The sequence below is a fragment of the Ferrovibrio sp. genome (genome assembly GCF_965278975.1).
GTDB lineage: Bacteria > Pseudomonadota > Alphaproteobacteria > Ferrovibrionales > Ferrovibrionaceae > Ferrovibrio.
The window spans coordinates 136,109-148,346 of sequence record NZ_OZ257126.1 but is presented as its reverse complement, the minus strand read 5'-3'; the positions used below and the strand labels follow the sequence as shown (position 1 = coordinate 148,346).

9 protein-coding genes are annotated in these 12,238 nt (G+C 64.6%); 4 read left to right on the top strand and 5 right to left on the bottom strand.

Going from position 1 to position 12,238, the window contains the following annotated elements; genetic code table 11:
* Nucleotides 1–175 precede the first annotated feature (175 nt).
* Entirely contained in the window at nt 176–1,390 is a 1,215-nt protein-coding gene (gene hemA / locus ACQY7X_RS00730; protein WP_428247923.1) for a 5-aminolevulinate synthase, read from the bottom strand.
* Nucleotides 1,391–1,571: 181 nt separating this feature from the next.
* Here hemA and ACQY7X_RS00725 point away from each other — a divergent pair, with 181 nt between their 5' ends.
* Nucleotides 1,572–2,069 (top strand): hypothetical protein, encoded by a 498-nt coding sequence (locus ACQY7X_RS00725; RefSeq protein ID WP_428247922.1) that lies wholly within the window; start codon nt 1,572–1,574, stop codon nt 2,067–2,069.
* A gap of 17 nt (nt 2,070–2,086) precedes the next feature.
* On the opposite strand, the gene ACQY7X_RS00720 is transcribed toward ACQY7X_RS00725, so the two are convergent.
* Genes ACQY7X_RS00720 through ACQY7X_RS00710 form a run of 3 tightly spaced genes read right to left on the bottom strand, consistent with a single transcriptional unit; the run spans nt 2,087 to nt 6,777 of the window.
* The gene (locus ACQY7X_RS00720) at nt 2,087–2,494 is read right to left on the bottom strand and encodes an Hpt domain-containing protein (protein ID WP_428247921.1); all 408 of its coding nucleotides are present in this window, start codon (nt 2,492–2,494) and stop codon (nt 2,087–2,089) included.
* A complete protein-coding gene (locus tag ACQY7X_RS00715) occupies nt 2,491–5,628 on the bottom strand; it encodes an efflux RND transporter permease subunit (RefSeq protein WP_428247920.1) in 3,138 nt (1,045 codons plus the stop codon). The genes ACQY7X_RS00720 and ACQY7X_RS00715 overlap by 4 nt, the downstream gene beginning before the upstream one ends.
* A gap of 27 nt (nt 5,629–5,655) precedes the next feature.
* On the bottom strand, nt 5,656–6,777 hold the full coding sequence (locus ACQY7X_RS00710) for an efflux RND transporter periplasmic adaptor subunit (protein WP_428247919.1): 1,122 nt from the start codon (nt 6,775–6,777) through the stop codon (nt 5,656–5,658).
* Between the two features lie 211 nt (nt 6,778–6,988).
* Between ACQY7X_RS00710 and ACQY7X_RS00705 the strand changes: the two genes are divergently transcribed.
* The 3 genes from ACQY7X_RS00705 (at nt 6,989) to ACQY7X_RS00695 (ending at nt 10,738) form a co-directional block, all read left to right on the top strand.
* The gene (locus tag ACQY7X_RS00705) at nt 6,989–7,918 is read left to right on the top strand and encodes a histone deacetylase family protein (protein WP_428247918.1); all 930 of its coding nucleotides are present in this window, start codon (nt 6,989–6,991) and stop codon (nt 7,916–7,918) included.
* A 103-nt stretch (nt 7,919–8,021) separates the two neighbouring features.
* A complete protein-coding gene (gene ettA, locus ACQY7X_RS00700) occupies nt 8,022–9,704 on the top strand; it encodes an energy-dependent translational throttle protein EttA (protein ID WP_428247917.1) in 1,683 nt (560 codons plus the stop codon).
* 17 nt (nt 9,705–9,721) lie between these two features.
* Nucleotides 9,722–10,738, top strand: a complete 1,017-nt coding sequence (locus ACQY7X_RS00695; protein WP_428247916.1) for a methyltransferase domain-containing protein — start codon at nt 9,722–9,724, stop codon at nt 10,736–10,738.
* Here the strand turns inward: ACQY7X_RS00695 and ACQY7X_RS00690 are convergent.
* The gene (locus tag ACQY7X_RS00690; protein ID WP_428247915.1) at nt 10,727–12,130 is read right to left on the bottom strand and encodes an ankyrin repeat domain-containing protein; all 1,404 of its coding nucleotides are present in this window, start codon (nt 12,128–12,130) and stop codon (nt 10,727–10,729) included. The genes ACQY7X_RS00695 and ACQY7X_RS00690 overlap by 12 nt on opposite strands.
* Nucleotides 12,131–12,238 lie beyond the last annotated feature (108 nt).

The following is a 12,238-nucleotide window of genomic DNA, read 5'->3' as shown; positions in this document are numbered from 1 at the left end:
CGCCACTATCATGCTTCCGGCATGCTTTTGGTCCGCCTGCGATTGATTCTGACCACGAATGCAGCCTGACGCAAGGCCGTGGCCATGCGTTTTATACAACAGCGTGCCTACGCATCAAAATTAGGCAGCGATGCTGGGTCAAAAAACCATAATATGACGGAATCAGGCTGCCTGATCAGGCCGCTTGTCGGCGCAGGCCCAGTTGCTGCCAGACGCTGAGCAGCGCATGGGTCAGATCATGCATCATCGCATCGGTATGCACCGGCGTCGGCGTGATGCGCAGCCGCTCGGTGCCGCGCGGCACCGTGGGATAATTGATCGGCTGGATGTAGATGCCGTGGTCGGCCAGCAGCAGGTCGCTGGCCTGCTTGCACAAGGCCGGATCGCTCACCATCACCGGCACGATATGGCTCTTGTTCACCAGTACCGGCAGGCCGGCATTGAGCAGCAGGCGGCGCAAGGTGGCGGCACGTTCCTGGTGCCGGGCGCGTTCCACCTGGCTCTGCTTCAGATAGCGCACGCTGGCGGCGGCGGCGGCGGCCACGGCCGGCGGCATTGTGGTGGTGAAGATGAAGCCGGAAGCATAGGAGCGGATCGCATCGACCAGATTGCGCGAGCCGGCGATATAGCCGCCAACCACGCCGAAAGCCTTGCCGAGCGTGCCCTGGATCACGGTGATGCGGTGCATGGCATCGTCGCGGTCGGCAACACCGCCACCCCGGTTGCCATAAAGGCCGACGGCATGGACTTCGTCCAGGTAGGTCATGGCGCCATACTTGTCGGCGAGATCGCAGATGGCATGGATCGGCGCGATATCGCCATCCATGGAATAGACGCTCTCGAAGGCGATCATCTTCGGGCGGTCGAGCGGCTGTTCCATCAGCAGCTCTTCCAGATGGGCCAGATCATTGTGGCGCCACACGCGGCGCTCGCAGCCGCTCTGGCGGATGCCCTCGATCATCGAATTGTGGTTATCGGCATCGGACAGGATGATGCAGCCGGGCAGCAGCTTGCCGAGCGTGGACAGCGTCGCCTGGTTGGCGACATAGCCCGAACCGAAGGCCAGTGCGGCCTCCTTGCCATGCAGATCGGCGAGTTCGGTTTCCAGTTCAACAATGGCGTGGTGGTTACCGGAAATGTTGCGCGTGCCGCCAGCACCAGCGCCATAACGCTGCACGGCGGTCACCATCGCTTCCGTCACCACCGGATGCTGGCCCATGCCGAGATAATCATTGGAGCACCAGATGGTGATGCGGCCCGGGCCAATGCCGGAAAAGTTGTCGGCTACCGGGAAACTGCCCGCCTCGCGTGCCAGTTCGGTGAAGACGCGATAGCGCTTCTCGGCGCGGAGCGCGTCGACGGCACGGCCGAATTGGCTTTCGTAATCCATGGGGCACGCTCCGGGCCAGCGGGCAGCAGGTGATGTACTGGCCGCCAAGGCCTTGAATTGCTTGAACTGCTGGTGGGGGCCATTCTAACGGCCCCGGCGGCGGGCTGGCTAGGGGGTGAATGCGGGGCGGATCGTCGCAGGGATCATACCTATGTGTTAGGCCGATGTGTTAAGATCGGCCATGGCTTTCGACCTGGCACGCCTCTCTGTGGTGATCCTGGATGGCGAGCCGGGCGCGGCGCCGTTATGGCGCCAGCTCGGGGCCGGGCTTGGCCTGCGCAATCTTCAGGTTCTGGGCGATGCCAGCCAAGTCTGGCCACGGCTTGCCGGCCAGGGTGCGGCGGATGTGCTGTTGCTGCGCTGGGATGATGCCGGCAAGGCGGCGGGGCTGATGCGCCGGCTGCGCCGCGAGGCGGACTCGCCCAATCCCTTCCTGCCCTGCCTGACGGTGATTACGGCGTTAACCCTGGAGCGCGCCCGTGCCGCCCTGGATGCCGGCGTGCATGGCATCCTGGTGCCGCCGCTGTCACCCCAGGCCTTGCGCCAGAAGCTGACCGAGGTGATCGAGACACCGCGCAAGTTCGTCCGCGTCGAAAGCTATTTCGGCCCCGACCGTCGGCGCCAGACGCGTGCCGATTATGCCGGGCCGTTCCGCCGCGCCAGCGACAAGAAGCGATAGGTTTCAGAGTTCAATGTTCAGCGTTCAGCGGCGGCGGCCAGGCTGGCGAGGATTTCCTTGCCCAGATCACCCGCATCGCCCTGCACGCGGTTGTCGATCACCGTGCGCAGAGCCTGCACATGGGCATCGATCACGGCGGGATCGTAGGCATTGCGCTCTCCGGCCACATGCAGGTAGCGGCAGAGCAGGGCGCCGATATCGGTGATCAGGCGGTAGCCGAACGTGGCGCCCTGGCCCTTGATGTCATGCGCCACCTCATAAACCCCTTTGAGGCCCAGGGCCGGGCTGGCGCCATCGATACGGGCAATGGCCTGATCCAGCCGTTCGAGATCGGCGGTGACCCAGCCGATATACTGCTCGGCCATGCCGGCAACGGCGGCCTGAGCTTGTGCCAGAGCGGCGGCGAAATCGTCTTGCGGGCTCATTCAGCGGGTTCCGGCTTGGCGTTGTCGACATCGGGGCGGCTCTCCATTTCGGAGAGGCGCTTGGCAATATAGCCGGCGGGCTTGGTGAAGCGTGCCAGCAGCAGATACAGCACCGGCACCACGAACAGGCTCAGCAGGGTGGCAAACGACATGCCGCCGACGATCACCCAGCCGAGCGCCTGGCGGCTTTCGGCACCGGCACCCTGGGCATAGGCCAGCGGCACAGCGCCGAAGATGGTGGCGATGGTGGTCATCAGGATCGGGCGCAGACGGGCGACGGAGGCTTCCACCGCCGCATCGTAGATATCGCGGCCTTCATCGCGCAGCTGGTTGGCGAATTCCACGATCAGAATGCCATTCTTGGCGATCAGGCCCACCAGCATGATGATGCCGATCTGGCTGTAGATGTTCAGGGTCTGACCGGAGAGCAGCAGGGCGGCCAGCGCGCCGGTTACCGCCAGGGGCACCGACAGGATGATGATGATCGGATGTATCCAGCTTTCAAACTGGCCGGCCAGCACCAGGAACACCACGATCAGCGCCAGCGCGAAGGTGACGAAGATCGCCGAGGATGAATCCTTGTATTCGCGGCTCTGGCCGGAATAGGAGATGCGCACCTCAGGCGGCAATACTTCGGCGGCGACGCCATCGAGATAATCCAGCGCCTGGCCCAGCGTGTAACCCGGTGTCATAGAGGCTTCGATCATCACCGAACGCAGGCGGTCGGTGCGCACCAGTTCGCGCGCATTGGCGCCTTCTTTGAGCGACACCAGGCTGGCCAGCGGCACCAGCTTGCCGCCGGTATTGCTGCCACGCACATAGATGTTGTTCATGTCGTTGGGCGTTACGCGCTGCTCGACCGGGGCCTGCACCAGCACCTTGTACTGCTTGCCGTCGCGCTGGAAATTGGTCACCTCGCGCGAGCCCAGCATGGTTTCCAGCGTGCGGCCGATGGTTTCGATCGGCACCCCAAGATCGGCGGCGCGGTCGCGGTCGATCTGCACCTGGATTTCCGGCCGGGTCGGCAGGTAGTTCTTCTTCACGCCGATCAGGTTCGGATTCTGCAGCGCACGCTCGATGATGCGGTCGGACCAGTCGTCAAGCTGCTGGTAGGTCGAGCCGCCGAGGATGAAGCGTATCGGGGTCTGGGCGCCGGGCAGGCCGAGGCTCGGTGGATTGACCACCACGGCGCGCACGCCGGTCTGTGCCTGCAGTTCCTGGAACACCTGGCGCGCCACCTGCTGCTGCTTCACGCTGCGCTCGCTCCAATCGGCCATGCGCACCACGATCATGCCGGAATTGACCGGCGAGGGCCGGCCGCCCCAGGCCGGCGCCACGTTGGATTGCACCACGGTGACGGCGCCGGACTTGATATGCTTCTCCAGCGCCTGCTCGATCAGCACCACGTTGCGGCGGGTATAATCATAGGACGAGCCTTCCGGGCCTTCGATAATGACGAAGAACACGCCGCGGTCTTCGGTTGGCGCGAATTCGCGCGGCAGCGACTTGAACATCATGAAAGCCGCGCCGGAAGCCAACAGGCCCAGCGCCAGCACAATAACCGGCGCACCCAGCGACAGGCGCAGGATGGCGCCATAGGCATTGCTCATGCCGACGAAGAATTTCTCCGTCACGCGGTAGAACCAGCCTTCGTCCTTGGCCTCGTGCAGCAGCTTGGAACACATCATTGGCGTCAGGGTCAGCGCCACGAAACCGGAGAATAATACCGCCGCCGCCACGCTCATGCCGAATTCGCGGAACAGGCGCCCGGTATTGCCGTCCATCAGCGAGATCGGCACGAACACGGCGATCAGCACCACCGTGGTGGCGATCACCGCGAAGCCGATCTGGCGCGCGCCGCGCAAGCTGGCCAGCAGTGGTGGTTCTCCGAGTTCGATGCGGCGGTGGATGTTTTCCAGCACCACGATGGCGTCGTCCACTACCAGGCCGATAGCCAGCACCAGGGCCAGCAGGGTCAGCACGTTGATCGAATAGCCCAGTCCGCCGATCACCATGAAGCTGCCGATAACCGAAACCGGGATGGCGACGGCCGGAATCAGCGTGGCGCGCCAGGAGCGCAGGAACAGGAAGATCACGCCGATCACCAGCGACAGCGCCACGGTGAGCGCATGGAACACTTCATAGATCGACTGGCTGATGAATTTCGACTGGTCGTAGGTCACTTCCATACGTACGCCGGTCGGCAGGCTACCCTGCAGGCGCTCCACCGTGGCGGTCACGCCGGTGGAAATCTCCATTGCATTGGCTTTCGACTGGCGGATGATGCCAAGGCCGATGGCGGTGACGCCGTTGATGCGCTGCTCGGTGCGGTCATCCTCGGCACCGAGTTCCACCTTGGCGACTTCACCCAGGCGCAGCAGGTAGCCGTCCTGCTCGCGCAGCACCACGTTGCGGAATTGCTGCGCGGTACGCAGGCCGGATTCCGAGCGCACGGTGAATTCGCGCATGTTGCTTTCGATACGGCCCGAAGGCAGTTCGACATTCTGGCGCCGGATCGCGTCCTCGATATCCTGCACCGTCACATTGCGGGCAGCCATTGCCATGCGGTCGAGATAGACGCGCATGGAATAGCGCCGCGCGCCGTAGATATTCACCGAGGCGACGCCATCGATGATCGACATCTGGTCGACCAGGTAGCGGTCGGCGTAGTCGGTCAGTTCCAGCAGGCTGAGGCGGTCGGAGAACAGCGAGATATAGATGATCGGGCGGGCATCGGCCTCGGTCTTGGCGATGATCGGCTGGTCGGCTTCGTCAGGCAGCTTGGACAGGATGCGGCCGACTTTGTCGCGCACGTCGTTGGCAGCGGCATCGACATTGCGCGAGAGGTTGAACTCGATGCTGATGGCGCTGGATTCTTCGCGGCTGGTGGAGGTGATGGTGCGGATGCCCTCGATGCCAGCCACCGAGTCTTCAATCACCTGGGTGATCTTGCTCTCGATGATCTCGGCCGAGGCACCACGGTAGATAGTCGTGATATTCACCGCCGGCGGGTCGATATCGGGATATTCGCGCACCGCCATGCCGCGCAGCGCGAACAGGCCGAAAATGATCAGCACCAGCGACATCACCGTGGCGAAAACCGGTCGCTTGATCGAAACGTCGGAGAGAACCATGGCTAAAGCCTCTTAAATCCTGCCGGTTCAGCTTGCGGTTTTCTGCGCCGTGGCGCCCGGGGCGGGTGTGGCCGGTGCATTGGTCTGGCGCACGCGCGAACCATCGCGCAATTGCTGCAGGCCGGTGATGGCCACCTGATCATCCGGGCGCAGGCCGTTGGTGATCTGGGCCAGGCCGGGCAGGCGCTGGCCAAGGGTGACGCGGGTGCGGCTGGCGCGGCCATCGCGGATCACGAACACGAATTGCTCGCCGCCCTGGGCCAGCAGCGATTCTTCCGGCACCACCATGGCATCCGCCACCTTGCCCATGTTCAGGGTCACGGTCATGAACATGCCGGGCTTCAGAGCGTCATCGGCATTGGGAATGTTGGCGCGCACGCGGATGGCGCGCTTGGTCGGGTCGATGCGGGTGTCGACGGTGCTGACCATGCCTTCGAACTTGCGGTTCGGCATCGAGGTGGCCTTGGCGCTCACCGCGCTGCCCTGGGCGATGCCGCTGAGCACGGTTTCCGGCACGTCGAATTCCAGCTTGATCACCGAGGTATCGTCCAGCGTGGTGATGGCGTCGCCGGGCTTCACCAGGGCGCCGAGCGAGACCCGGCGCATGCCGAGCCGGCCGGAGAAGGGCGCGCGGATCACGCTGTCGGAGAATTTCGCCTGCTCGCCGCGCAGCCGCGCCTCGGCGGCTTCGAAGGCCTTGCCGAGTTCGTCGACGCGGGCCTGGGCGACATTCTTGGTATCGAGCAGCGAGGCGGCACGCTCATAGGCCAGCTTGGCGGCGTCGCGGGCGGCGCGCAGCTCGGCCAGCTTGGCGGTGGATTCACCGGCTTCCAGTTCCACCAGGATCACGCCGGCCTTGACGATCTGGCCTTCCTGGAAATTGATCCGCTCGATGGTGCCGTTGCCCTTGGCGGTGATGGTGACGGCTTCATTCGACTGGGCCGTGCCCACCGCTTCCATGGTGCGCGCCACGTCCATGCGCCGTACCGGCTGGGTTTCCACCGGGATCACGGGGGCTGTGGCGGCTGGCCGCGCCGCCGTGGGTTGCGCGCCCGTGCCGATGAACGGCAGCTGGTCGCGATACATATACCCTGCTGCGCCCGCCCCCAGGATGATACCGGTGACGACGATCTGACCCCATAGTTTCATTGGCTTTGGTAATCCTTCCTGTCTTGCATGCAGAATACACGGGGCGCCAGAGCGTTGCCTAGCCATGTATTTGCATGACAGAATTAGCGCTATTCACACGGTCGGGAGGGCGCTTTCCTGCGCCCGGCTTGCAGCATCCCGGCCATGGTCTTCACGCCGGCCTGAGAGTATTGGCGTGCAATAGCAATGCCACCCGGAGGAAATGTCCGTCATGGCTACGGCCCTGTACAGCCATAGCGCTTGCCTGCACCACGATACCGGGCCGGGGCACCCTGAATGCTCGGACAGGTTGCGGGCGGTTCTGGCCCGGCTGGAAACCGAGGAATTCGCCTGGCTGGACCGGCGCGAGGCGCCGCTGGCCGAACTGTCACAAATTGCCCGGGTGCATGGCGAGGGCTTTGCCGAAGCCCTGCTGGATGCCGTGCCGGACCAGGGCTATGCCACTATTGATGGGGACACGGTGCTTTCGCCGGGTTCGGGCGAGGCGGCCCTACGGGCGGCTGGTGCGGTCTGCGCCGCCGTGGATGCGGTGATGCAGGGCGAAATCCGCAATGCTTTCTGCGCCGTCAGGCCGCCGGGCCACCATGCCGAGCCGGATCAGGCCATGGGTTTCTGCCTGTTCAACAATGTTGCCATCGGGGCGCTGCATGCCCGCGCCCGCTGGGGTGTCCGCCGCGTCGCGGTGATCGATTTCGATGTGCATCATGGCAATGGCACCCAGGCCGCGTTCAGCGACGATCCCGACCTGTTCTATGCCTCAACACACCAGTCGCCGCTTTATCCGGGTACCGGCCATGCCCATGAGCATGGCATCGCCGGCAACATTCTGAACCTGCCGTTGCGGCCCTTCGCCGGCTCGTCCGAGTTCCGCGCCCGCGTGGCAGAGCAGTTGCTGCCCGAACTGCGCCGTTTCAAGCCGGAATTGCTGCTGATTTCGGCAGGCTTCGACGCCCATGCGCGCGATCCGCTGGCACAGTTGAACTTCACCGACGATGATTACTACTGGGTGACGGAGCAGCTTCTGAAGATTGCCGCCGATACCGCCGAGGGCCGTGTCGTCTCGGCTCTGGAAGGCGGCTATGACCTGCGTGCATTGGCCAGCGCCTCGGCGGCCCATGTGCGCGCCCTGATGGCGGGGTGAAACGGCCCCATTGCAGGGCGGCGCCGGCCCCCGCGATTGCATAGCGGCGCCGCTTTCTATAAAAATCCGCCACATTTCGCAGGCATTCACCCGGAGCAGAACAATGGCCGCCTATCAATACATTTATGTAATGAAGGGTCTGAACAAGACCTATCCGGGCGGCAAGCAGGTGTTGAAGAACATCTGGCTCAGCTTTTTCCCCGGCGCCAAGATCGGCGTGCTGGGTCTGAACGGCGCCGGCAAGTCCACCCTGCTCAAGATCATGGCCGGCCTGGATAGCGAATTCACCGGCGAGGCCTGGGCGGCCGAAGGCGTCAAGGTCGGTTACCTGGCGCAGGAGCCGGCGCTCGATCCGAGCAAGGATGTGCTGGGCAACGTGATGGAAGGCGTTGCCGAAACCAAGGCGTTGCTCGACCGCTTCGACGAAGTGTCGATGAAGTTCGGTGAAGTGACCGACGACGACGAGATGAACGCGCTGATCGCCGAGCAGGCCGAACTGCAGGAAAAGATCGACGCCGTGAATGCCTGGGACCTGCAGCGCAATGTCGAAATCGCCATGGACGCGCTGCGTTGCCCGCCGGGCGATGCGGACGTGACCAAACTTTCCGGCGGTGAGCGCCGCCGCGTCGCGCTTTGCCGCCTGCTGCTCTCGAAGCCCGACATGCTGCTGCTCGACGAGCCGACCAACCATCTCGACGCTGAATCGGTCGCCTGGCTCGAACGCTTCCTGCACGAATATCCGGGTACCGTGGTGGCGGTGACCCACGACCGCTACTTCCTCGACAATGTCGCTGGCTGGATTCTGGAACTGGATCGCGGCGCCGGCATCCCCTGGGAAGGCAACTACTCCTCCTGGCTGGAGCAGAAGGAGAAGCGCCTGGAGCAGGAAGGCAAGGCCGAGGATGCCCGCCGCCGCACGCTCAAGAACGAGCTGGAATGGGTGCGACAGAGCCCTCGCGCGCGCCAGGCCAAATCGAAGGCCCGCCTCAATGCTTATGAAGAAATGTTGGCGCAGGAGCAGGATAAAGCGGCCGAACAGGTCACCATCACGATTCCGCCCGGCCCCCGCCTCGGCAATGTGGTGATCGAAGCCGAGAACCTGACCAAGGGCTTTGGCGACCGCCTGCTGGTGGAAAACCTGAACTTCAAGCTGCCGCCGAACGGCATCGTCGGCGTGATCGGCCCGAACGGCGCCGGCAAGACCACCCTGTTCCGCATGCTCACCGGCGCCGAGCAGCCCGATGGTGGTTCTTTGCGCGTCGGCGAGAGCGTCAAGCTTGGCTATGTCGACCAGAGCCGCGACAGCTTGAACGACAAGAAGACCGTGTGGGAGGAGCTCTCCAACGGCAACGACATGATCACGCTCGGCAAGCGCGAAGTGCCGAGCCGCGCCTATTGCTCGTGGTTCAACTTCAAGGGCGCCGACCAGCAGAAGAAGGTCGGTATGCTCTCGGGCGGTGAGCGCAACCGCCTGCATCTGGCGAAGATGCTCAAGGAAGGCGCCAACCTGCTGCTGCTCGACGAGCCGACCAACGATCTCGATGTCGATACGCTGCGTGCGCTGGAAGAGGCGCTGGAATCTTTCGCCGGCTGCGCCATCGTCATCAGCCATGACCGCTGGTTCCTCGATCGCCTCGCCACCCATATCCTGGCCTTCGAGGGCGACAGCCATGTCGAATGGTTCGAGGGCAACTATCAGGATTACGAAGCGGACAAGAAGAAGCGTCTCGGCGCCGACGCCGACCAGCCGCACCGCATCAAGTACAAACCCCTGGTTCGTACTTGATCGGGGTCCGTACCTAAATGAATCGCCGCGAGCGGCGCAAGCTTGGCAAGGCCGGTGCTGCGGCGCCGGCTGCCGCAACAAGCGCGCCGCTCTCGGTCAGTGCTATGCTGATGGGCCTGGCCGGGCAGCAGGCGCCGCTGGCGGTGGAGGCTGCGGCAGCGCCGCAGGCCGATCCGGTGCAGAGCCTGCTGGCGCGCGAACGGCAGCAGCGCGATCTGGCAGAGGAACTGGCGCGGCAGCAGCGTGCCTTGGCCGCCGAGCCTGACTCCGAATTGCTGCTGCGTTCGGTCGGCCGGCTGCAATTGCGGCTGGAGCGCCGCGCCGATGCGCTGATCACCTATCGCCGCCTGCTGCACCTCCAGCCCGATCATGCCGAGGCGGCGCATCTGGCTGCGATTCTTTCCGGCGTCACGCCGGAAAAGGCCGATGCCGATTATGTGGCGAAGTTGTTCGATGCCTTTGCCGACAATTTCGACCGCACCCTGACCCATTGGCTGGAATACCGCGCGCCGCAGCATGTGGCGATGGCGGCGCGCGAGGCATTGGGTGGCCGCGTGGCCGATCATGCACTCGACCTCGGCTGCGGCACCGGCCTGCTGGCGCCGGAACTGACCGGCCTGGTGCGGCGGCTGGATGGCATCGACCTGTCGCCGCGCATGATCGAGAAGGCGGCCGAGCGCAAGCTCTACCACCAGCTCGACGTGGCCGAGATCGTGGCCTATCTCGCTGCTCGTCCCGCGCGCTATGACCTGCTGCTGGCCGCCGATGTGCTGGCCTATTTCGGCAGGCTGGATGATGTGTTCGCGGCGGCCAAGGCGGCATTGCAGGCCGATGGCCGCTTCGTTGCCACCATCGAGCGCCACCCTGCCGAGGGCTTCGTGGCCGCCAAGAGCGGCCGCTTCGCCCATTCCGAAAGCTATCTGCGTCAGACGGCAGAACAAGCCGGCTTCAGGCTGCTGAGCCTGAAGCCGGTGGATCTGCGCCTGGAAGATGGCAAGCCGGTGCCGGGCCTGGTTTTCGCGCTAGGCCTCTAGGCTTTTGAAATAAGCCACGGCGCGCTCATGCTTGCCGTGGTTCGCCCAGTCGAGCGGCATCGCATCCCATAATGTGTCCTTGGTATCGCGCCGCGCGCCATGCTCAAGCAGTAAGGCGATCAGCTCGATATTCTCGTCGATGGCCGCCTGATGCAGGGCGGTCGAATGGCGATGCACCGGCAGGAAGCCGTTCACATCGGCGCCGACTGCCAGCGCCAGGCGGACGGCCTCGTTCTGGCGGTTGATTACCGCCAGGCCGAAAGCCTGCTGCACGGCTTCGGGCGAGGCGGTACGCAGCAACGCCGGCAGCTTGTCCAGGTAACCCAATGAGGCGGCAATCGGCGCATTGAGTTCCAGCCCGGCACGCAGCAGTGCCAGCACCGGCGCATGTTCGCGGTGACCCAGCGTCATCTCGATGGCGCGTGGCGCGGCGCGGGCACCGGCACGCAGCAGCAGGGCCATCAATTCATCCTGCAAGCCCTGGTCGCGCGCCTCGGAACTGGTCATCAGCAGTTCCAGCGTATAGTCGAGGTCCTCCTGGGCCACGCCACGCGCGATCATGTCGGCGGCCATGGCTGCCATGTTGGGCGGCAGTTTCTTCACCAGGGTGGGATTGCCGGCGATAAACCAGAATAGCTTCGGGTCGCGGAAATACTGCTGCCGCGTGGCGATGCGGTAGCAGTCCGGTTCCAGGATGTGCTCACGCAGCAGGCGGGGTTCTGCATCCAGCAACCGTGCCAATCCAGCGGCGTCGCCGCCATGCAGCAGGCTGACGGCGTGGCGGAAAGCGGCATCGCGGATCACCGGCCGGTGCAGCAATTCGATGATCGCCTCGCGCTCGGCCGCCTTGCCGCTGCGCGCTGCCTGCAAGGGCGAGCGGTGTTTGGCATCGGGTTGCCATTCCAGCGCATTATGGCGCAGCAGCAGTTCTACCAGGGCCAGCGGCCCCAGCCGGGCAGCGGCATGCAGCGCGGTTTCCTTTGCACCATCGCGGCGCGGATTTGCTCCGGCTAGAAGCAGGACTTCGGCAATAGCCACGCGCGCCTCCGCCGGTGCATCGGTGGCGCAGGCCTGCCACAGCGGCGCGCCGCTATCGGCATCCAGGCCCTCGACCGGCTGGCCTTCGCCGAGCAGCCGGCGCACCAGGGCAACATCGCCGGCGCGGGCGGCGGCGCTGAGCGGCGACAGCGGCTTTGCCGGCTCCAGGGCAGCAACGCGTTGCATCAGCGCGGCCCAGTTCGGCTCGCCATATTGCCGCGCCAGGCGGCGCTGGGCTTCGGCCAGTTGCAGTGTTTCCTCGCGCGCCAGGCGCTTGGCCTGCTTGCGCAGATTTTCCCGCGACGGACGCTCAGGCAGCGCGCGGGTTGCTTTGGGGGTATCGGTGGTGGACATGGTACGCCCTTTCCCATAGGCCCGGTGTCCGCGAACGGGCAGGAAAGGTCGTGCGACCAATCGGCTGTCTGAAGGTGGGCTTGGCCCTCTCCGCGGACGGGTGGCCGC